The organism is Cedecea sp. AS113, assembly GCF_037152415.1.
In the GTDB taxonomy this organism is placed as follows: domain Bacteria; phylum Pseudomonadota; class Gammaproteobacteria; order Enterobacterales; family Enterobacteriaceae; genus Cedecea.
Genome location: NZ_JBBCMI010000001.1, coordinates 375576 through 396426, shown reverse-complemented (window position 1 = coordinate 396426; position 20851 = coordinate 375576). Strand labels below are relative to the sequence as shown.

General features: G+C 54.7%; 18 protein-coding genes and 1 tRNA gene. 5 read left to right on the top strand and 14 right to left on the bottom strand.

The window, feature by feature from the left end; all coding sequences use genetic code 11:
• Nucleotides 1–99 precede the first annotated feature (99 nt).
• On the top strand, nt 100–1527 hold the full coding sequence (gene mgtE / locus WFN87_RS01895; protein WP_166872271.1) for a magnesium transporter: 1428 nt from the start codon (nt 100–102) through the stop codon (nt 1525–1527).
• Between the two features lie 111 nt (nt 1528–1638).
• On the opposite strand, the gene WFN87_RS01890 is transcribed toward mgtE, so the two are convergent.
• The 3 genes from WFN87_RS01890 to WFN87_RS01880 all read right to left on the bottom strand — a co-directional run bounded on the left by WFN87_RS01890 (nt 1639) and on the right by WFN87_RS01880 (nt 3802).
• A tRNA-Pro gene (locus tag WFN87_RS01890) sits at nt 1639–1715 on the bottom strand.
• Nucleotides 1716–1791: 76 nt separating this feature from the next.
• A complete protein-coding gene (yejM, locus tag WFN87_RS01885) occupies nt 1792–3555 on the bottom strand; it encodes an LPS biosynthesis-modulating metalloenzyme YejM (protein ID WP_336981676.1) in 1764 nt (587 codons plus the stop codon).
• Between the two features lie 19 nt (nt 3556–3574).
• The gene (locus WFN87_RS01880) at nt 3575–3802 is read right to left on the bottom strand and encodes a YejL family protein (RefSeq protein WP_008459871.1); all 228 of its coding nucleotides are present in this window, start codon (nt 3800–3802) and stop codon (nt 3575–3577) included.
• 136 nt (nt 3803–3938) lie between these two features.
• Between WFN87_RS01880 and yejK the strand changes: the two genes are divergently transcribed.
• Nucleotides 3939–4946 (top strand): nucleoid-associated protein YejK, encoded by a 1008-nt coding sequence (yejK, locus tag WFN87_RS01875; RefSeq protein WP_008459874.1) that lies wholly within the window; start codon nt 3939–3941, stop codon nt 4944–4946.
• A 53-nt stretch (nt 4947–4999) separates the two neighbouring features.
• On the opposite strand, the gene WFN87_RS01870 is transcribed toward yejK, so the two are convergent.
• The 3 genes from WFN87_RS01870 to WFN87_RS01860 all read right to left on the bottom strand — a co-directional run bounded on the left by WFN87_RS01870 (nt 5000) and on the right by WFN87_RS01860 (nt 7722).
• Entirely contained in the window at nt 5000–5455 is a 456-nt protein-coding gene (locus WFN87_RS01870; protein WP_166991005.1) for a DOPA 4,5-dioxygenase family protein, read from the bottom strand.
• Between the two features lie 94 nt (nt 5456–5549).
• On the bottom strand, nt 5550–5834 hold the full coding sequence (gene rplY, locus WFN87_RS01865) for a 50S ribosomal protein L25 (RefSeq protein WP_008459879.1): 285 nt from the start codon (nt 5832–5834) through the stop codon (nt 5550–5552).
• Nucleotides 5835–5961: 127 nt separating this feature from the next.
• Nucleotides 5962–7722, bottom strand: coding sequence for a DEAD/DEAH box helicase (locus WFN87_RS01860; protein WP_336981673.1), 1761 nt, complete (start codon nt 7720–7722; stop codon nt 5962–5964).
• Nucleotides 7723–7920: 198 nt separating this feature from the next.
• Here WFN87_RS01860 and rsuA point away from each other — a divergent pair, with 198 nt between their 5' ends.
• The 3 genes from rsuA (at nt 7921) to WFN87_RS01845 (ending at nt 10515) form a co-directional block, all read left to right on the top strand.
• Entirely contained in the window at nt 7921–8622 is a 702-nt protein-coding gene (rsuA, locus tag WFN87_RS01855) for a 16S rRNA pseudouridine(516) synthase RsuA (protein ID WP_166872284.1), read from the top strand.
• Between the two features lie 15 nt (nt 8623–8637).
• Nucleotides 8638–9834: a Bcr/CflA family multidrug efflux MFS transporter gene (locus WFN87_RS01850; protein WP_336981671.1), complete on the top strand. Its 1197-nt coding sequence runs from the start codon at nt 8638–8640 to the stop codon at nt 9832–9834.
• Between the two features lie 336 nt (nt 9835–10170).
• Nucleotides 10171–10515 carry a YejG family protein gene (locus tag WFN87_RS01845; RefSeq protein WP_008459886.1) on the top strand — a complete coding sequence of 115 codons (345 nt, stop codon included), beginning with the start codon at nt 10171–10173 and terminating at the stop codon, nt 10513–10515.
• A gap of 3 nt (nt 10516–10518) precedes the next feature.
• Here WFN87_RS01845 and yejF read toward each other — a convergent pair whose 3' ends face one another.
• From yejF to WFN87_RS01805, 8 genes are all read right to left on the bottom strand, one after another.
• Entirely contained in the window at nt 10519–12108 is a 1590-nt protein-coding gene (gene yejF / locus WFN87_RS01840; RefSeq protein WP_336981669.1) for a microcin C ABC transporter ATP-binding protein YejF, read from the bottom strand.
• A gap of 2 nt (nt 12109–12110) precedes the next feature.
• On the bottom strand, nt 12111–13136 hold the full coding sequence (locus WFN87_RS01835) for a microcin C ABC transporter permease (protein ID WP_166991018.1): 1026 nt from the start codon (nt 13134–13136) through the stop codon (nt 12111–12113).
• A complete protein-coding gene (locus WFN87_RS01830) occupies nt 13133–14230 on the bottom strand; it encodes a microcin C ABC transporter permease YejB (protein WP_166872295.1) in 1098 nt (365 codons plus the stop codon). Before WFN87_RS01830 ends, WFN87_RS01835 begins: the two co-directional genes overlap by 4 nt.
• Nucleotide 14231: 1 nt before the next feature.
• Nucleotides 14232–16031, bottom strand: coding sequence for an extracellular solute-binding protein (locus tag WFN87_RS01825; protein ID WP_442892741.1), 1800 nt, complete (start codon nt 16029–16031; stop codon nt 14232–14234).
• 132 nt (nt 16032–16163) lie between these two features.
• Entirely contained in the window at nt 16164–17744 is a 1581-nt protein-coding gene (locus WFN87_RS01820) for a cyclic di-GMP phosphodiesterase (RefSeq protein ID WP_336819224.1), read from the bottom strand.
• 251 nt (nt 17745–17995) lie between these two features.
• Nucleotides 17996–18562: a bifunctional murein DD-endopeptidase/murein LD-carboxypeptidase gene (mepS, locus tag WFN87_RS01815; protein ID WP_039295455.1), complete on the bottom strand. Its 567-nt coding sequence runs from the start codon at nt 18560–18562 to the stop codon at nt 17996–17998.
• Between the two features lie 420 nt (nt 18563–18982).
• Nucleotides 18983–19687 carry a phosphatase PAP2 family protein gene (locus tag WFN87_RS01810; protein ID WP_166991030.1) on the bottom strand — a complete coding sequence of 235 codons (705 nt, stop codon included), beginning with the start codon at nt 19685–19687 and terminating at the stop codon, nt 18983–18985.
• A 45-nt stretch (nt 19688–19732) separates the two neighbouring features.
• Nucleotides 19733–20710 (bottom strand): CobW family GTP-binding protein, encoded by a 978-nt coding sequence (locus tag WFN87_RS01805; RefSeq protein ID WP_336981667.1) that lies wholly within the window; start codon nt 20708–20710, stop codon nt 19733–19735.
• Nucleotides 20711–20851: the final 141 nt, after the last annotated feature.

Genomic DNA, 20851 nt, shown 5'->3' with positions numbered 1-20851 from the left:
CCTAAACAAAGTAAAAAAACCAGCCAATTAAGGCTGGTTTTTTGTTTTCTTCGTCCCGTCAGGCTATAAACTAACTCGTCGTTTCCAGGGAATTATTTTATGACCGCCATTCAGAAGTACAGCACCAAAGAGCGTGACCAGGACAGGGCACGTATTCTGCAAATTCTGTTGACCAACAAAGCCGTCGCCAGCGGTATTCTGGCCAAAGAACCTTTCGCTGAAACACAGAGCGCCGAGCAGGATATCGCCGAGATAGTGACGCTGGTTGGGCGATTGCCCGCGCCGGATCTCGCCGATGTCCTGGAAGCCTTGCCAACGGAAGAGCGCTTAGCGCTATGGAGCCTCGTCACCGAAGACCGACGCGGTAGCGTGCTGGTTGAGGCTTCAGAGACGGTCTGGGATGACCTGATTGAAGATATGAGCGATAAAGCGCTGCTTAATGCGCTGCGCCCGCTGGATATCGACGATCAGATCTATCTGGCGCAGTACCTTCCTCGCGATCTGGTCGGGCGTTTGCTGGCCACGCTGCCGCAGAATGAGCGCACACAAGTTCGCCAGATCCTGCATTATGACAAGCACAGCGTTGGCGCAATCATGGATTTTGAAGTGATCACCGTGCGCCCAGATGTCACGCTTGCCGTTGTGCAGCGCTACCTTCGTATTCGCGGCAAAGTGCCGCAGAACACCGACAAACTGTTTGTCACCAGCCGGGACAAAACGCTGTTGGGTGAGCTGGACCTCACCGCGATTCTACTGCATTCGCCGCAAACGCCGGTGCTGAAGGTGATGGACGACAACCCCACCTGCTTCGCGCCGGAAGATCATGACGAGCAGGCCGCGCGTACCTTTGAACGCGATGACTTGATCAGCGCCGCAGTGGTTGACAGTACCGGCAAGCTGATGGGGCGCTTAACGGTGGATGAGATTGTTGACGTGGTGTACGAGGAAACCGACAACGACCTGCGCCGCATGGGCGGCCTGAGCACCGAAGAGGATGTCTTTGCACCCGTCAGCAAAGCCGTGCGCACCCGCTGGGCCTGGCTTGCCATTAACCTTTGTACGGCGTTTGTGGCCTCACGCGTGATTGGACTATTTGAACATACCATTTCGCAACTAGTGGCTCTGGCATCGCTGATGCCGATCGTGGCGGGCATCGGTGGTAACACAGGTAACCAGACGATCACCATGATTGTGCGTGCGCTGGCGTTGCAGCATATTCAAGCGGGTAACATCTCCTTCCTGATGCTGCGTGAGCTTGGCGTCGCGTTGATCAACGGGCTGGTCTGGGGAGGCGTGATGGGGGGCATTACCTGGCTGTTGTACAACGACGCGGCGATGGGCGGCGTGATGACGCTGGCGATGATCCTGAATCTTCTGGTCGCGGCGCTGATGGGCGTCGTGATTCCAATGACGATGACCAAACTGGGCAAAGATCCTGCCGTCGGCTCAAGCGTGATGATCACCGCGATTACCGATACCGGCGGATTCTTTATCTTCCTGGGGCTGGCTACGCTGTTCCTGTTGTAAGTGTAAAACACCGCACAAAGCCGCCAGTTCAGGCGGCTTTTCTTTTGGCTGTTCAGGCAAAATCCAGGCACAAAAAAACCAGCCGTAAGAGGCTGGTTTTCAATGTTTATTTGGTCGGCACGAGAGGATTTGAACCTCCGACCCCCGACACCCCATGACGGTGCGCTACCAGGCTGCGCTACGTGCCGACGCAGAAGAATTATAGTACATTTTTCCGCGTTGATTGCAAGGGAATACGCAGCTAACTGTCTTATAAATAAACAATTAGTTGGCGATGAAGCGCTTCTCGTCAGTCAGCACCTGCAGCAGCAAATCAAGCTGCGGCTTGGTTTCATTGATCCGTTTACCCTGCAGATCGTACATCCGATAGTTGCCGTTGTTATTCAGCACCAGCGTCATCTCGGGCGTTGTCACGGCCAGGGTTTGATTGTCGGCACCAATCACCCAATTGTTACGGCGCGTCGCGGCAAATAAATCCTCCCCCTGAGAGTACTCATTGGCTGCCGTTTTAACGTGCAGCAGACGCTGCATCAGGGTGGTCATCACGTCCTGATGATCGGTGAGTTTGGTGATGGTCTGCGCAGGTGTGCCCGGCCAGTGAATCACCAGCGGCACCTGAATCCGCGCACGTGACCAGGCGAAAGAGTCACGCTGGTCGCCGAGCGGAATCCCGTGGCCTGCGGTAATGATAACCACCGTGTTTTGCAGCTTGCCTGCCGCTTCCAGCGCATCCAGTACGCGTTTAATTTGCTCATCAACATTACCGGCTGCGCGGGAATAGCGCTGCTCAAAGCCCTGTTGATTTCCGTTATCGTCGATGCTGGTGCCGTTAAAGGCGACCCAGGAGAACCAGCGATTGTCCTCGGAAGCATACTGGTTAAGCCAACTGATCCACTGTGTTGCCGTCTGGCCGTCGGTCTGGTTTTTGGCCGGGCGCAACGAGAAATCAGACAGCAGGGCCTGGCGGTACATCGCCGAGTTAAAGCCGTCGGATGCAAACAGGCCAAGCTGGTAGCCCTGCTGATTTAAACCCGTAATCAGTGCGGCAGGGGTGCGGTTTGACAGCACACCGTCCATATAAGCCGGGGAGATACCGTAGAACAGGCCGAACATGCCGCTATCGGTGTTATTCCCGGAACTCATGTGCTGAGTAAAGCGGATATTATCGTGGGCAAATGCCTTCAGCGCCGGCATATCTTTGCTCATGCTTGCGGCATTCAGCCCGTCAACGGTAATCAGCAGCACATTGTTACCAAGACCCATATCGCGGAATTGCAGATTACTCAGCGGATACTGGACCGACAGCGCTGCCGGGCTACCTTGCTCCACCAGCCTGCGCTGGTATTCCTTGGCATCCAGCAGACCGTGTTTTTCAAGGAAACGACGGGCGGTCATTGGGTATGAGAGCGGCAGATTAGCCCGCTGCATGGTAATCGGGCGATAGAAGTTAGCATCCGCCCAGATGTACATCAGGTGGCTACTAAAGAAAGAAATAAAGAACAGAATCACTAAAGGACGCGCGTATTGCCGACGACGCCCGAGGCTGCGCAGTTTTTGCCAGCTCCATGTCGCAAACAGCATCTCAATAAGCAAAATCACCGGCACGCTGATAAACATCAGCTGCCAGTCACGGGCCATCTCCCCCTGGTCAGGGTTAATCACCAGTTCCCAGACGGTGGGATTCAGGTGGAGGTGGAAACGCGTGAAAACTTCGCTGTCTATCAGCAGTAACGTCATGCCCGCCGTGGCCAGGGCCGCGCTGATAAAGCGCAGCAGGCGCTGCGACATGACGATAAACGTCAGCGGAAAGATAAGCAGTAAATAGGCGGCAAACACCAAAAAACTGAAGTGCCCAACAACGCTCACGTACGAATAAATTCGCCCCGTCAGCGTCGTTGGCCAGTCGGCGATAAACAGATAGCGGCTACCCAGCAGCATGGCCAGCATGATATTAAACAGGGCAAACCAGTGCCCCCAACTGACCATTTGGGAAACTTTTTCGCGGTAGCGCTGACGGTTAGTCACCATAACTTGTTACGATAGTTCCTTAGTGGGCTTTATCTTCGCTCACCGAAGCTTGAAGCGCCTCAGCAAAGGAGCGAGCCAAAGGACGACGCTGAGCGGATGCCACGTCGGTGTTTATCAGATTGGTGACCATATTTCCCAATACCATCAGGGAAAGATCGGTAGGCGCGTGGTGTTTTTCCAGCACGGCTGCCAGTTCGGTCAGCATCGCTTCAACTTGTTCGTCACTGTAGCGGGATGTTTGTGGCATAAATTAAAAATCATTCGTATTCGGGAAAGGGCATTATCTTACCGTAGCAGGGACGATTTTTCCGCTTTTTTATCACGACTTGCGTCCCGGGAGCGGCAGTGGTTGAATACCGCCCGGTCTTAAAGGAGAGTTTAACATGAGTCTGGATATCAACCAGATTGCCCTGCATCAATTGATTAAGCGCGATGAGCAGACGCTGGACGTCGTGCTGCGCGACTCGCTGCTGGCAACTGACGGTGCCGTCGAAGAGATGATGGCGGAACTGCATCGCGTATATAGCGCTAAAAATAAAGCTTACGGCCTGTTCAGCGAAGAGAGCGAACTGGCCGAAGCGCTGCGCCTGCAGCGAAATGGCGATGAGGATTTTCTTGCCTTTACCCGTGCGGCGACCGGTCGTCTTCGCGATGAGCTGGCAAAATACCCGTTTGCCGACGGCGGTATCGTGCTGTTCTGCCATTATCGATATTTGGCGGTCGAATATCTGCTGGTGGCGGTGTTGAACAATCTGAGCAGCATGCGCGTTAACGAAGAGCTGGATATCAGCGCGACTCACTATCTCGATATCAACCATGCGGATATCGTGGCGCGGATTGATTTGACCGAGTGGGAAACCAACCCGGAATCTACCCGCTACCTGACCTTCCTGAAGGGCAGAGTGGGGCGCAAAGTGGCCGATTTCTTTATGGATTTCCTGGGCGCCAGCGAAGGGTTGAACGCCAAAGCGCAGAACAAAGGTCTGCTGCAGGCGCTGGACGACTTCACGAACGAAGCTCAACTGGACAAAAACGAACGCCAGGCCGCGCGCCAGCAGGTTTACGCTTACTGCAACGAACAGCTTCAGGCGGGGGAAGAGATTGAACTTTCTTCGCTGGCGGATGAGCTGCCGTGGGCGGTTGACGACAAAAACTTCCAGCAGTTCACCGCCGAAAAAGGCTATGAGCTGGAAGAGAGCTTCCCGGCGGATCGCGGCACGCTGCGGCAGCTGACCAAATACGCTGGCAGCGGCGGCGGGCTGACGATTAACTTCGATGCCATGCTGCTGGGGGAGCGTATTTTCTGGGATCCGGCAACCGACACCCTAACCATTAAGGGGACGCCGCCGAATCTGCGCGATCAGCTTCAACGCCGTTCCTCTGGTAAATAACCTGCCAACACGGCCCGCCTGTTTTTAGCCGGGCCGTATCATCCTGCTGATGCTTAAGGCGACACCGTCGGGGCAGTATTCGGGATGTAGTCTGGCTCCGGTCCTTCGTTTTCAGGCAGTTGCTGCAAATGGCGGATCTCCAGCTTTTGCCCCATCCAGACGGCGTGATCGGTATGATCGGCCCTGGGTTGCCCGGTGTTGGGATGCAGCAGTACGGTTAACCCGCAGCGGTTCAGCATCAACCACGGCGCAAATCGAGCAAACGCCTCCGGCATAAAAGCAACCTGATACATTGGCAGCGCATGAGGGCCAACGGGCACATCGTGCCAGCGCCCCAGCAGGACTGAAAAACGCAGCGCAATCTCTGCCCGAATCCGTTCCGCAATCAGCCTTTGTTCAGGCGTCTCGAAATAGATATGGGCGTGGTAGCTTTGTATCGTCCTGATAGCCTGGATATCCTTCTCTACGGCGGGTACCCGCGATGCACCCGCAGGGATTTTTTCAACCATGGAATTTGTCTCTTTTGGCCAGGCGTGGCGTCGGAAATGCTTATATAACAAAAAACCCCGCCGAAGCGGGGTTTTTTTCGAACTTAACTCGCGATTAAGCGCGAACGAAGTCGATGTGAGTCAGTTTTGGCTTGAACGGGTGACGCTGCACAGCCTGAACTTTCACTTTTACTTCTTTACCGTCGATAGACAGGGTCAGAACTTCTTCGTAGAAACCAGGTTTAGCCTGCTGGTTCATTACGGCGTCGTGATCCAGTTCGATGGATACAGGAGCTTCCGCGCCACCGTAAACGATAGCTGGGAATTTGTTTGCTGCACGCAGGCGGCGGCTCGCACCCTTGCCATGCTCTTTACGTTCTACTGCATTGATAGTAAACATTGACTGTTTCTCTTTAAATAAGCCTGCTACAGGCGACCCAGCAGCAGGTAAAGTTTTCTGCTTTGCGGATGCAAAAGCGGGCGGCATTATAGCCGTATCCGGCTCTGCCGGCAATGAAAAGTACCCGTTAGCCGCGTAATTCGTTGGCCCGGCGGAAGCGCCCCTGGTAGTCAAAAACCTTTTCACGGACGTTCCAGAACTGGCCATTTTTACGGGCTACCACAAAATCTGGATGGCGTAGCAGCGGCTGCTGAGCCACAACATCCGCGACGGTGATCCAGCGTAACGGCACGCCGGGCGCGCGCGAGTGCGGGCGGATAAACAACTGTTCGAACGCCATGCGCTGGGCCGGCGTCTGGAGACGGAAGCGCTCGCTGACGTCTGCGCCATCTTCGTCGTAATAGGTGATTTTAAGCCAATCGCCTTTAGCGTCTCCGCCGGACTGAAGCGTCATGCCGCTGCAGCGCAGCACCAGGGCATCTTTCAGCTTCAGCGCCGCTTTAAGCATATCGTCCGGGTCGACCAGGACGTGGTCACACTGATGGCAGCGGCGGGCGGCGATATCGTTTTCAGCATTGCAGTTTGGGCAGTTTTTGAAGCGGAAGCGGTAATCGCACTGCTCGCGCAGGCCGTCATCGTCTTCAAACCAGCCCTGACAGCGGCGGCCAAAGTGTTCAATCACCTTGCCATCAGCGGTGGTTTTTCCCCAGAAGGTATTGGCAAACCCGCAGGCAGGGCAAAAAACCTGCACCGGCACGTTGTCGCTCCTCCCTTTGGCGTGGCCCACTTCCGGCGTGAATAAATCGTGTGGGTTTCCGGCATAGTCGAGAATCAAACAGTCTTTTTTCCCCGGAGAGAGACGCAGGCCGCGACCAACAATTTGTTGGTAAAGGCTCACGGACTCGGTAGGGCGCAGAATGGCTATCAGATCCACGTGCGGCGCGTCAAAACCGGTGGTCAGTACCGCCACGTTCACCAAAAAGCGGAACTGCTGATTTTTAAAAGCGTCGATGAGCTTGTCGCGCGCAGGGCCTGGCGTGTCGGCTGTGATCAGGGCTGCATCGTTTGCAGGCAAGAGGGCGGTTATCTCTTTCGCGTGCTCTACCGTGGCGGCAAAGATCATCACGCCGCGTCGGTCTGCGGCAAATTCAACGATCTGGCTAATGATATGCGGCGTGATGCGTTTTTGTTGTTTCAGCTCGCGGTTCAGATCCGCTTCGCTGAACAGCCCGTTGGACTGCGCCTGCAGACGGCTAAAATCGTACTGCACCACCGGCATATCCAGCCGTTCCGGCGGCGTCAGGTAACCATGCTTAATCATATAGCGCAGCGGGAGCTCGTAAATGCAGTCGCGAAACAGCGCCTTTTCATCGCCGCGAACCATGCCGTGGTAATGAAACTGATAAATCCAGCCTTTGCCGAGGCGGAAGGGCGTGGCGGTCAGCCCCAATAGCCGCAGCCGGGGATTGTTGCCGCGCAGATGCGCCAGAATTTGCTGATACTGGCTTTCGTCACTGCCGCCGATGCGGTGGCACTCATCGACAATCAGCAGGGAAAACTCACCGTGGAAATGCTCGAGGTTGCGGGCCACGGACTGAACGCTGCCGAACACGACTTTGCCCTGGCTTTCCTTGCGCTGCAGGCCAGCGGCGAAAATATCTGCCTCCAGCCCGAGAGAGACATACTTCGCATGGTTTTGCGCCACAAGCTCTTTCACATGAGCCAGCACCAGCACGCGCCCGCGCGCCACTTTTGCAAGCTCCGCAATCACCAGGCTTTTGCCCGCACCGGTGGGCAACACGATGACGGCAGGTTCAGGATGCTTGCGGAAGTAGCTGAGGGTGGCATCCACCGCTTCTTGCTGGTAAGGACGAAGAGTAAAAGACATGGCCGGGCGGTTTTTCAACCTTGTTATCAAATGACTGCAACGATTATGCCATAAAGCACCGTTTTACCTTGAGAGAGTTTTTGATGTCGCTATACTGGCAAACTAATTATCAGGCAAACCAATTTCCACCTGAATGTGGGCTCCAGCCCCTGCCGCACGCTCACTTGTCGGCACCTTCATGAAACAGGCAATACACTAATGCGACTCGACAAATTTATCTCTCAGCAGCTCGGCATCAGCCGTGCTATTTCTGGCCGTGAAATCCGTGCTAACCGCGTCACCATTGACGGTGAAGTTGTGCGCGACGCCTCTTTTAAACTGCTGCCGGAACATCAGGTCGCGTTTGACGGTAATTCACTGACCCAGCAGCACGGCCCGCGCTACTTCATGCTGAACAAGCCGCAGGGGTACGTCTGTTCTACCGACGATCCCGATCACCCAACGGTGCTTTACTTCCTCGACGAGCCGGTGGCGCACAAGTTACATGCTGCAGGTCGTCTGGATATTGACACCACCGGCCTGGTACTGATGACGGACGACGGCCAGTGGTCACACCGCATTACCTCTCCACGCCATCACTGCGAGAAAACCTATCTGGTGACGCTGGAATCACCGGTTGAAGAAGGCACGGCGGAACACTTCGCCAAAGGCGTTCAACTGCATAATGAGAAAGACCTCACCAAACCTGCCGTGCTGGAAGTGATCACGCCGACGGAAGTGCGTCTGACCATCAGCGAAGGCCGTTACCATCAGGTAAAACGCATGTTTGCCGCCGTGGGCAATCATGTGGTTGGCCTGCACCGTGAGCGGATTGGCGACATCGCCCTGGATGCTGAACTGGCGCCGGGGGAGTACCGCCCGTTAACCGAACAGGAAATTGCCAGCGTCGGCATGCCCTAATCACCGGAGTCACTTTTGAGCCGTAAACAGAACTCTTCTGTCGGTATTATCGTTATCCTTGGCCTGCTGGCGATGCTGATGCCGCTGTCCATTGATATGTACTTACCGGCGCTGCCGATGATAGCCCAGGGCTTTAATGTCCCGGCGGGCAGCGCACAAATGACCCTCAGTACCTATATTTTGGGTTTTGCCATCGGGCAGATCTTCTACGGGCCGATGGCCGATAGCCTTGGGCGCAAGCCGGTGGTGCTGGGCGGCACGCTGGTGTTCGCGCTGGCGGCAATTGCTTGTGCGCTTTCACAGACTATCGATCAGCTAATTTGGATGCGTTTTCTGCACGGCCTAGCGGCCGCGGCGGCGAGCGTGGTGATCAACGCCCTGATGCGCGATATCTATCCGAAGGAAGAGTTCTCCCGGATGATGTCCTTCGTGATGTTGATTACCACCATTGCGCCGCTGGTAGCGCCAATGATCGGGGGCGCAGTGCTGGTGTGGTATAGCTGGCACACGATCTTCTGGATTCTGGCCGCCGCCGCGCTGCTTGCATCGGCGATGATTTTCTTCTTTATTCACGAAACGCTCGCCCCAGAAATGCGGCAGAAGTTTAATCTGCGCACCACGGCGGGCAATTTCGCCACGCTTTTCCGCCATAAGCGGGTGCTGAGCTATATGCTGGCCAGCGGCTTCAGCTTTGCCGGGATGTTCTCGTTCCTCAGCGCCGGGCCGTTCGTCTACATCGAATTAAACCATGTATCACCGCAGCACTTTGGCTACTACTTTGCGCTGAACGTTGTGTTTCTGTTCTTCATGACCATGATCAACAGCCGCTTTGTGCGTCGGGTTGGGGCGATCAACATGTTCCGTACCGGGCTATGCATTCAGTTTGCTATGGCGGTATGGCTGGTGGTCAGCAGCCAGCTGGATTTTGGCTTCTGGGCGATGGTGCTTGGCGTGGCGGTGTTTATCAGCTGCGTGTCGCTGGTATCATCCAATGCGATGGCGGTCATTCTGGATGAATTCCCGCATATGGCCGGCACGGCGTCTTCGCTGGCCGGAACATTCCGCTTTGGCATTGGCGCGTTAACCGGGGCGCTGCTCTCGGTGGCCACCTTTAACACCGCGTGGCCGATGATCTGGTCCATTGCTATTTGTGCGACGGCCTCCGTGCTGTTCTACTTCTACGCCAGCAAAGCCCGCCACTCGAAAACCTGAAAACTGCGGGCGTTTCTGTTCAGAAACGCCCGTACTCTTCCTGAAAATTCCCGTATAATCTCTGTTGATATAGGATATATGTTTCGCATATGTAAAAGGCTCAACTGTAAAAAGTCACAACTTTGTAGTTAAAAAGGTTGAGTTAGATCTCAGAAAGCGATACATATAGCGCCGAAACGCGTGCCATAGCACAAAAATAAAGCGTTAGTTTTGAAATCTCTACATGAGATGTGAGCCGTTTTAATGCTCGTTTAAACGCAATTTATCAACATTGTGTTAACCTTTGTGTAAAGAGTTTGAGATAAATTGCCGATTGGAACTTCCGGGGAAATGAAATTGAACACCATACAACTGTCCATCGTGCATCGTTTGCCGCAGAGCTACCGCTGGTTGACGGGTTTTGCAGGCTCCAGAGTTGAACCGATTCCGCAAAATGCGCAACAGGATGACGATTGCCTGATTGGCCTGAAGCTGCTTAGCCCGGACGGGGAAAAGGCGTGGCCAATCATGGATACGCTCAGCCAGGCATTAAGCGATATTGAAGTGGACAGCTCCGTCGTGGAGTGTGAAGGCGAGCCGTGCCTGTTCGTTAACCTGCAGGACGAGCTGGCGGCAACCTGTCGCCTGAAAAACGTGGGCGTTGCTATCGCTGAATCTTTTTCCAGCCATAACCCTTTCTGAATCTCAGGCGAGCGCCAGAAGCTGACGCGTGTAGTCGCTTTGTGGGGCGCTAAAGATCTGCCTGCAGTCTCCCTGTTCGACCACTTCTCCCTGACGCAGTACCACCATCTGATGGCAAAGTGCTTTCACTACCTGTAAATCATGGCTGATGAAGATATAAGCCAGGCGGTGTTTTTCCTGCAGAGATTTTAGCAGCGTCAGAATCTGAGCCTGAACCGAGCGATCGAGCGAAGAGGTCGGTTCATCCAACACGATAAGCCGCGGCTGCAAAATCAACGCTCTGGCGATAGCAATGCGCTGGCGCTGGCCACCGGAAAACTCAGCCGGGTAGCGGTGGAGCATATCCGCCTGCAGCCCGACCTCTTCCAGCGCCTGAACCACTTTGGCCTTACGTTCTGCGGCGTTTAACGCCGGATGATGCACCCGCAGGCCTTCCTCTACAATTTGCAGCACATCCAGGCGTGGATTCAGTGCCGAATTAGGATCCTGGAACACCACCTGCACCTGGCGGCGCAGCGGCAGCAGCTGCTTACGGTTGAGCTGGTGGAGCGGCTGGCCGTCAAACCAAATAGTGCCCGTGGAATGAATCAATCGCAGCAGCGCCAGGCCGGTGGTGCTTTTGCCCGATCCTGATTCCCCAACCAGCCCGAGGCTTTCCCCTGGCCGCAGTTCAAAGCTAAGATTTTTAAGCCCGTAGTGGTGTCCCACCGTTCTTTTCAGCAGGCCCCGGCGAATGGGAAACGCCACCTGCAGATCCTCAACTTTGAGCAGGGGAATAACGTCTGCTGCCAGCGGCACCGGGTCGCCGGACGGTTCAGCGTTCAGCAGCTGTTGGGTATAGGGATGCTGTGGATGACTGAACAGATCGGTGGTGGGCTGTTGCTCCACGCATTTGCCGTGACGCATCACCGCCACGTTGTCCGCCAGCTTTTTCACGATACTCAGGTTGTGGGTGATAAACAGCAGGCCCATATTCAGTTCCTGCTTCAGCTCTTGCAGCAGCTGCAGGATCTGCGCCTGAACCGAAACATCCAGCGCCGTCGTCGGCTCATCGGCAATCAGCAATTCAGGGCGAGTCAGCAGCGCCATCGCAATCATTACGCGCTGGCGTTCGCCGCCGGACAGCAGGTGAGGGTAGTCCTGGAGCCGGGTCGCAGGGTTGCGAATGCCCACGCGATCGAGGCAGGTGAGGATCTCCGCGCGAGCAGGTTCAGGCCGCATTCCCCGGTGGAGAGAGAGCACTTCATACAGCTGTTTTTCGAGGGTGTGCAAAGGATTCAGCGACACCATCGGTTCCTGAAATATCATTGCGATTTTGTTGCCGCGCACGCCACGCAGCGTCTTTTCCGGTGCGTTTAGCAGGTCTTTGCCGTGAAACAAAATTTCCCCGGAGGGATAAACCACCGGCGGAGACGGCAGCAGGCGCAGCACTGAAAGCGCCGTCACGCTCTTGCCTGAGCCAGACTCGCCGACCAGCGCAAGGGTTTCACCCGCTTCCACCCGAAGCGAAACCGAGTCCACCACCTGCCGCAGATTTTTGCCCTGCTGGAAAGCAATAGAAAGATCGTTGATAGCGAGAAGCGGAGTGGTCATGGTCAGCGCGCCTTAGCCGGATCAAAGGCGTCACGAACCGCTTCGCCAATAAAAATTAACAGGGAGAGTAAAATGGCCAGAGATAAGAACGCGGAGATGCCCAGCCAGGGAGCCTGAAGGTTGTTTTTGCCCTGTAACACCAGTTCCCCCAGCGAGGGCGAGCCCAGCGGCAGACCAAAACCGAGGAAATCGAGCGAGGTTAATGTCGTTATCGACGCGCACAGAATGAACGGCAGGAAGGTCAGGGTAGCCACCATGGCGTTGGGCAGCATATGCCGGGTCATGATTGACCAGTCGCTGACGCCCATCGCCCGCGCCGCGCGAATATAGTCGAAGTTGCGGGTGCGTAAAAATTCCGCCCGCACAACGCCCACCAGCCCCATCCAGCCAAACAAAACGGTGATACCCAGCAGCCACCAAAAATTGGGCTGTACCACGCTGGAGAGCATGATGATCAAAAACAGCGTCGGCATGCCGGACCAGACTTCAATCAACCGTTGCCCCCACAGATCAATGCGTCCGCCGTAATAGCCCTGCACCGCCCCGGCCAGCACGCCAATGATGCTGGAGAAAAAGGTCAGTAACAGGCCGAAGAGCACGGAAATGCGCGTGCCGTAGAGGATCCTCGCCAGCACATCGCTGCCGTTGGCGTCGGTGCCAAGCCAGTTTTGCGCGCTGGGCGGGGAAGGAAAAGGGACATTGCTGGCGTAGTTGATGGTGTTGCTACTAAAACGGATCGGCGCCCAGAGGACCCAGCCTTTTTCATTCAGGCGTTCCGTTAGCCAGGGATCCTGGTAGTCCGCAGGGGTTGAGAGCGGGCCGCCAAAATCACTTTCGCTGTAGTTTTTCAGCGCCGGGAACCAGAGTTTGCCCTCGTAGTTCACCACCAGCGGGCGCTCATTGGCGACCAGCTCAGCGCCCATGCTCAGGACAAAAATCAGCGCAAAGATCCACAGCGACCAGTAGCCGCGACGGTTCTGACGAAAGCGCGCCCAGCGCGCCTGGTTTACCGGGCTTAATCGGCTCATCCGCGTCCCTCAAAATCGATACGGGGGTCGACCAGCGTGTAGGTGACATCGCTGATGATGTTGGTCAGCAGGCCAATCAGACTAAAAATATAAAGGGTGCCGAAAATCACCGGGTAGTCGCGGGAAATTGTGGCTTCGTAGCCCAACAGGCCCAGCCCGTTAAGGGAGAACATCACCTCAATCAGCAGCGAGCCGGTAAAGAACATGCTGATAAACGTCGCCGGGAAACCGGCAATCACCAGCAGCATCGCGTTACGAAAGACGTGGCGATACAGAATTTTTTTCTCATCCAGCCCTTTGGCTCGCGCCGTCACCACGTATTGCTTGCGAATTTCATCGAGAAAGGAGTTTTTCGTCAGCATGGTTAACGTGGCAAAGCCGCCGATAACCGTCGCCAGCACCGGCAGCGTGATGTGCCACAGATAGTCAGTTATTTTGCTGTACCAGGGCAGGGCGTCAAAATTGGCCGACGTTAGTCCTCGCAGCGGGAACCAGTCGAGATAAGTCCCGCCGGCAAACAGCACAATCAGCAGGATGGCAAACAAAAATGCCGGAATGGCGTAGCCGATAATAATGAAAATGCTGCTCCAGATATCAAAGCTGCTGCCATTGCTGACCGCCTTACGGATCCCCAGCGGAATCGACACCAGATAAATAATCAGCGTGCTCCACAGTCCGATGGAAATGGAAACGGGGAGGCTGTCTTTTATCAGCTTAATCACCGAGGAGCTACGGAACAGGCTGTTGCCAAAGTCGAAACGCAAGTAGTCGCCGAGCATAGTGAAATAGCGCTCGTGTAGCGGTTTGTCGAACCCGTAGCGATGCACAATATCGGCAATGACTTCCGGGTCAAGTCCGCGGCCCCCACGATACTGGCTGCTGGTGGCGTCACCCACGCCCGTTCGGGCATGACCGCTGCCCATAGCGTCGTTGCTCATGCCCGGCATGCCGGTTGTGTGGCCCATTTGTATTGCGGCAATGGCCTGATCCACCGGCCCACCAGGGGCAATCTGCACGATGAAAAAGTTGATGGTGATGATTGCCCACAGCGTGGGAATGATAAGCAGCAAACGCCGCAGAATATAAGCGCCCACGTTATTCCCCCTGACGCCGGTCGGCGGGCAGCTTCGCCGCTTTGTTGACGTCATACCACCAGTTATCAAATCCGGTGCTGTAGAGCGGATGAATGGCGGGGCGGGAGAACTTATTCCACCAGGCCAGGCGGTCGGCCGACATATACCACATCGGCAGCATGTAGTTGTTCCAGGTCAGCACGCGGTCAAGGGCACGGCCCAGCGGCAGTAGTTTTTTCTTGTCGCCCTGGTTGGCGATAATCATCTCAATGAGCTTGTCGACCACCGGGCTTTGTACCCCTGGCGCGTTATAGCTGGAATTGATGTACTCCGAGGCCCAGATAATTTGCAAATCCGGGCTTGGGTAAGGCATTGCGCGGTATAAACTTGGCATCATGTCGTAGTCGCGGCTGCGCAGGCGGCTTGAAAGCTGCGAGTTATCGACCTGGCGGATATTCATGGTGATGCCCAGGCGCTGCAAATTGCGCTGGAAGGGGAGGATCCATTGCGTGTTGCCGGCCGTGCCGGTCAGCAGTTCGAACACAAACGGCTGGCCGGTGCTGACATTCACCAGCTTCTGGTCTTTTAACGCCCAGCCCGCGTCTTTAAGCAGGCTGAGCGCCTTGAGCAGATTTTCCCGGTCAAACCCGCGTCCGTCTGATTTCGGCGGGTTATAGATTGAGGTGAAGACCTCCGGCGGGAGATCCTTTTTCATCGGCGCCAGCAGCATCAGTTCGTCGGCGTCCGGGTAACCGCGAGCGGCGTATTCCGTATTCTGGAAATAGCTGTTGGCCCGGCTGTATGCGCCATAAAACAGCGCCTTGTTCATCCATTCGAAATCAAAGGCCAGGCCGATGGCTTCCCTTACCCGGCGGTCGCTGAAAAGGGGGCGCTGGATGTTAAACGCCAGCCAGCGGGTGTCTTGGGCGGATTCGTTTTTCTGCTCATCCTTGACGATGTAATGGTTGCTGAAGTTTTTCCCGATGTAGCGCGTGGCCCAGTTTTTGGCAGAGACTTCAGTGCGATAATCAAATGCCCCGGCCTTGAACGCCTCAAAAGCCACGTCATCATCGAGATAATAGTCGTAGCGGATGGTATTAAAGTTCCAGCGCCCGCGGTTTACCGGCAGATTTGCCGCCCAGTAATCCCGCACCCGCGAATAGGTAATGTATTGCCCCATTTTCCAGTCGGTGATTTTATAGGGCCCGCTGGAAAGCGGTGGGGTAGAGAGCGGGTCGCTCAGCTTATGATCCTTCCAGAACTTCTCTGGGAACACCGGGAGCGAAAACAGGCCCAGCATCCGGTCTTTGCTTGGTGTGGCAAGCTCAATACGCACGGTGAGCGGCGCAATGGCGCGTACCGTTGCCCCTTTGTAAATCAGGCGGAACTGCGGCACGCCTTCCGTCATGAATTTATTGAAGGTGAAGGCGACATCCTCGGCGGTAATCGGACTGCCGTCCTGAAAGCGGGCGCGCGGGTTAATGGACACTTCCGCCCAGGCAAAGTTGGACGGGTAGCGGGCCATCTCGGCAATCAAAGGATAATAGCTGCCGGGTTCGTCATCGGAAGTGGTGAACAGGGTGTCATACAGCGTGTCGGTGCGAACGCCCGGATTACCCCGCATGGCAAAGCGGTTGAAGTTATCAAAAGTGCCAATGGCCGAGAGCGTGATATTGCCGCCCTTGGGGGCTGCGGGATTGACGTAATCGAACTGCGTGAAGTTGACGGCATATTTAGGTTCGCCCAGGACGGCAAAAGAGTAGCTTTCGTTTATCTCTGCGGCGCGTGGCGTAAGGGAAAAGGTGCTCAGGCAAAGCAGCATCAGTGCACGTACAGCTTTTGTCATCTTCATTCCTTGCCCGGTGGGTGGGAAAGCGCAGGCGTCACGCTGCCGCGCCCGGTAAACCCATGATGGTTAATCATAAGTTAGCCAGTGAAGATTGCGCAATGCCTGTCAGTCTTTCAATTCGTCATAAAGCGTGTGGGAAGGATTCCAACTGACAAGCTGGCTTAAGGTCAGAGGGCGGCTGAAGTAATACCCCTGCAGGAAGTTACAGCCGCGTTCGATAAGCCATTTCGCCTGCTCCGGCGTTTCTACCCCTTCCGCTACCGTGTTCATATTCAGGCGCTGAGCCAGCGTCAGCACGGCGTCCAGCACCGGCGCGGTCACCGTTTCCATACCGATAGAGTTGACGAAGCCGCGGTCAATTTTCAGATAATCCAGAGTAAAACGCTCGAGGTAAATCAGGGCGCTGTGGCCGGTGCCGAAGTCATCCACCGCAATTTCAAATCCCTGCTCGTGCAGCCAGGCGAAAATGCCCATCGCCTCTTTTTCTTTCAGCATGTCGCGTTCGGTTATCTCAAACACTAACTGGAAATGGTGCGGCGGCAGTGACGCGGCGAAGGCCTGAATGTCCTGCTTAAACGTCGGGGAGTGAAGGTGGCTTGGGGCGAGGTTCACGCCGAGCTTGGCCCCGGCGGGCAGAACTTTTTGCAGCGTTGGCGCGTCCCGGGCAATCAATTCAAACAAATGGCGCGTGAGGGGCACAATCAACTGCTGAGCTTCGGCAAAGCCGATAAACGCATCCGGGGGGATCATACCCGCCGTTGGGTGCTCCCAGCGCATCAGCACCTCTATGCCACGCATCTGCAGAGCCTGTGAGTCGACCACGGGCTGGTAAACAACAAAAAACTGCCCCCGCTTGATGCCGGTAAGAATTTCTTTCCCCGCCCGTACCTTGACCGACAGAAAGTAACCGCACAGCGCGACGCTCAGCAGGCCGGATAATAGCCCGGCCAGAATGGCCAGTTGAATATCCTCCAGCGGCCACGGTGTACCATAAATGTAGAGTTTAATCGGGTAACCATTAAGGACTGAGATTCTGGTGGGCGAGGGGGGAAGCTCATCGGTATTTATCACGTCCGGTGAATAGGACGTGAGCGCCTTGTTTCCCACCACCAGGGCCATGGAGCTGATGTCCTGCTGACGGGAGGTGAAAACCAGGTAGGGCGTAAGATTGACGTTTAGGGTGGTAAAAACGCCGCGCCCCGAGGCCAGCGGGTTAAGAAACCAGGCGGCAATCACCGGCTTGCCCGGCATCATTGGCGTGCCGTTCATAATCGCCAGGTCGACGGTTTTATTGATATTGATCTCGGGTTCCAGCGCATCCATCGACATTTCCATGTTGCCGGTGGCGGAAGAACAGTAGGCAATGCCGTTACGCACCAGCAAAAAGGCTCGTACGTTAGGATTAAAAGCCGCACGAGAAGTCAGTTCGCCGCTGACCCTTTCACACTCGTTCATGGTTAAAGGCTGGATACCCTCGGCGGTGGCGTGAAGTTCTTTAAAAAAGGTATCCAGGTAGTTACTGATGTCGCGAGAGAGGAGGTTATAGGCGGACTCACGCTTTGAATGGAGCGCCAGGCTGGTTAGCCCACCGATAAATAATGCGGCAAATAATCCCATTAGCAGGCTAAACGCGACTATCTGCTTTGGGGTGCTAAAGTAGCGTGAAAAAATATTTCTATAAGACATGGAATTATGAGTCCCGCAGGGGCAAGCGAATCATCGTTTGTTTTGTGCTTTTTTCTGACTATAACCCATAACCAGGAAATTGTTTAACTTGTTTCACAAGGTAACTATTTCATCTTTCAATTTTAAGAGGAAAGAGTAACCGTCTGAATTTTAGGCATAAAAAAACGCTGCATTGGCAGCGTTTTTAACGTTGGTGGCTTTGCTGAGTAGCCAAGGGAATAACTCTCAACAAAACATATCTTGTGGCGGCGTTAGCTGCGGCTTAGCACCCGGCGCGCTTCGTTGTAACGCTTCTTCCAGTAAGGCTCGTCCATGCTGGAGATCACAACGCCGCTGCTGGTGGAAGCATGTACAAATTGGTTATTGCCAATGTAGATGCCTACGTGACGGCCAGTTGAGCCTGCACGGAACAGCACTAAATCACCGGTGCGTAACTTGTTACGCGAGACAGATTTACCGGACTCCTGCTGCTCAGACGTTGAGCGAGGCAGGGTTAAACCAAACTGTTCCTGGAAAGTGCGCTGCACAAAGGCAGAACAATCAATACCAGCTCTGCTGCTGCCGCCAAGACGGTAGCGTACACCTTTCCAGCTCGCGTATTGCTCCATAATGCGTGACTTCACGTCAACATTACGAACCATCTCTTCGAATTCATCCTGAGAGGCTTGCAGTAAAAAACCATCTTTTTCACCGACTGCATGCGTCTCAGAATGCATATTTGCTGTGTTAGTCGAACTACAGGCGGAAAGCATAACTGCCACCGCAATCGCGGGTATCGCCCGCAAGATGTATCTCAAAATAGGCTGAGATTTGACCATTTTGTTTGTTTTCCCTTGATGTCCTTAACGAATAATTCGTTATACAAAAATACCAACGTGACGAGACTAATTACCTAAAAGCCACGAGACAATTATTCATGCACAAAAATGTGGAACATCGCACACTTTTATTCACAGCACAAATAGATCAGCCGTAGAGCAAACTTTCCCGAGACTACCCGATAAAACCAGGCTATGCGAGCGTTTTTATTCTTATTTTTATAAGAAATTGTGATGATTCGTCGCGAAAGGTTATTTCGAACAAATGATCGGCAATGCTGCTGATTTTATCGTCAGGTCATTCAAATTGAAGCGGATTTTGTATGAGTAAATATTCATCTGGCTGTCATGATGCTGAAAAAATAAACAGAGGCCCGGGTGGGCCTCTGTTCGGTGACTATCTTCATCACTTATTAACCGTCAGCGGGACGCTTTATATTTTCCCGGAACAGTGCGGTTCAGTATAGAAATTAACCGGTCGCTGACTGGGGTTAATAGCACCCAGGGCAGGCCAACCAGAGCAATAGAGACTGACCCGACGTAGACATCGGTAAACCAGTGTGCGCCTATCATTATTCTTGGCGAAGAGAAGATAAAGAAGATCGCGAGGGCAATAAGAAACGCTCGTGGGCCGAAATAACGCAGCATAAAACCGGTGAAGATAAGCAGCATCAGGCCGTGATCGCCAGGGAAGCTATCGCTCGAGGCGTCTTTCGTCGGGAAGTGCAGCAGTTCGCTGACGCGATGAATGTCTTTAAAGTACAGCGTAGGGCTGGCGTGCACCACCGGGATAAGGTGGCCGAGCTGGTTGATGACCACGGCGCACAGCAGCATCACCACGCCCATCAGCACCAGGCGGCGGCGGCCAGCGGCGTCTTCATGCAGCCAGAACCAGGAAAACAGCGCGCCCATCGCCAGCAGCGAAATGCCGTCGAAGGCCCGGTTATTGGTGATGGCAATCAGCGTTAAAAAGGTATGGCTTTTAACCAATTCATTATTAAAGAAATGGAACAGCGTGGCGTCAATGTTGAACCAAAATCCATGGTTCTCTGGCAGGTACCAGCTAAAGAACAGGGCAATGCCCAGGAGGTTCAGCAGCAGGATAAGAGGGAGGCGATTAATCATGATACAGCTTCTAAATCTCATTCTGGGGGCGCGAAGGTAGACGCGCTAACTTAAACGTAAGCTCAACAGGCTGGCTTGCAGGACGTTCCAGTCGGGCTGAGCCGGGTGAATCAATTCGATGCGGCTGTCCAGCGGCGGCGAGGGTTGCGTTTCAATATGCAGGTCGTTGCACTGGCGGTTGATACGTACCAGGCCTTCGGGAATACGCAACACGCCTTTGACTCGCTCAACCGGGGCAAGACGTGCCCACTCCAACAGGCCAATGGTGTCGAACACGGTTTCTTCATCGAAAATCCAGCCACAGGCGTAATAACCCTGCCCACTGTTCACGCTCCGGCGCCAGCGCTGATGCCCCGGCAGGCTCAGCGCAGCAAGACCATGAGGAACCGATTGGGCATGCTGGTGCTCAGGGCTTTGCGGCAGCTCGCGTTGGTTCTGTCTTGGTTTGTCGAGAAGCGCAATGCTGACGGCCCCTTTTTCTACGTGCATAAGTTCGCGGCTGTCGCCATTGTTTTGATACCAGCGCGCTAAAGCAGCCTGGCTTTCCGGCGTGGCGCGATCTTGCTTGTTGGCTACAATGATGTCCGCCGCCGCAAGCTGATCGCGGAAGTTATCATTATTCAGGGCTTTTTCATCCAGAAGCTGGCGCGAGTCGAGCAGGCAAAGCGTGGCCCGCAGGTTAATCCACGGCTGATATACGTCGGCGGTGAGCATGTCCAGGATTTGTTTTGGGTGGCCAAGGCCGGTAGGTTCAATCAGCAGGCGGTCGGGCTTGCCCTGGCGCAGCAGCGTATTGAGGCCGACCTGCATCGGCAGGCCGTTAACGCAGCACATACAGCCGCCAGGGATCTCTTTCAGCAGCGCGCCGCTATCTGCCAGCAGGGCGCCATCAATCCCCACTTCGCCAAATTCATTGACCAGCACCGCCCATTTTTCATCGGCGGGCTTGTTGGCCAGTAAGTGCAAAATGGTGGTGGTTTTACCGCTGCCCAGAAAGCCGGTAATTAAATTCGTTTTTGTCACGGTGACTCCGGGGGTTTACTGCCTGCAAACCACGTCAATCTATCAGTGATTATTCATTATTTACGCTGACTATCCTGACGACAACCCGGAGAAAAGAGAAGCCTTAACGCGGCTTACCGCACGGTAAGACCACGTTAAGCG

What these genes read in the sequence shown, in the direction of transcription:
- WFN87_RS01820 (WP_336819224.1), bottom strand. Translation starts at nt 17,744, where the DNA reads ATGTCTTATAGAAATATTTTTTCACGCTACTTTAGCACCCCAAAGCAG.
- mepS (WP_039295455.1), bottom strand. Translation starts at nt 18,562, where the DNA reads ATGGTCAAATCTCAGCCTATTTTGAGATACATCTTGCGGGCGATACCC.
- rsuA (WP_166872284.1), top strand. Translation starts at nt 7,921, where the DNA reads ATGCGACTCGACAAATTTATCTCTCAGCAGCTCGGCATCAGCCGTGCT.
- WFN87_RS01870 (WP_166991005.1), bottom strand. Translation starts at nt 5,455, where the DNA reads ATGGTTGAAAAAATCCCTGCGGGTGCATCGCGGGTACCCGCCGTAGAG.
- rplY (WP_008459879.1), bottom strand. Translation starts at nt 5,834, where the DNA reads ATGTTTACTATCAATGCAGTAGAACGTAAAGAGCATGGCAAGGGTGCG.
- WFN87_RS01825 (WP_442892741.1), bottom strand. Translation starts at nt 16,031, where the DNA reads ATGCTGCTTTGCCTGAGCACCTTTTCCCTTACGCCACGCGCCGCAGAG.
- WFN87_RS01835 (WP_166991018.1), bottom strand. Translation starts at nt 13,136, where the DNA reads ATGAGCCGATTAAGCCCGGTAAACCAGGCGCGCTGGGCGCGCTTTCGT.
- yejF (WP_336981669.1), bottom strand. Translation starts at nt 12,108, where the DNA reads ATGACCACTCCGCTTCTCGCTATCAACGATCTTTCTATTGCTTTCCAG.
- mgtE (WP_166872271.1), top strand. Translation starts at nt 100, where the DNA reads ATGACCGCCATTCAGAAGTACAGCACCAAAGAGCGTGACCAGGACAGG.
- WFN87_RS01880 (WP_008459871.1), bottom strand. Translation starts at nt 3,802, where the DNA reads ATGCCACAAACATCCCGCTACAGTGACGAACAAGTTGAAGCGATGCTG.
- WFN87_RS01810 (WP_166991030.1), bottom strand. Translation starts at nt 19,687, where the DNA reads ATGATTAATCGCCTCCCTCTTATCCTGCTGCTGAACCTCCTGGGCATT.
- yejK (WP_008459874.1), top strand. Translation starts at nt 3,939, where the DNA reads ATGAGTCTGGATATCAACCAGATTGCCCTGCATCAATTGATTAAGCGC.
- WFN87_RS01860 (WP_336981673.1), bottom strand. Translation starts at nt 7,722, where the DNA reads ATGTCTTTTACTCTTCGTCCTTACCAGCAAGAAGCGGTGGATGCCACC.
- yejM (WP_336981676.1), bottom strand. Translation starts at nt 3,555, where the DNA reads ATGGTGACTAACCGTCAGCGCTACCGCGAAAAAGTTTCCCAAATGGTC.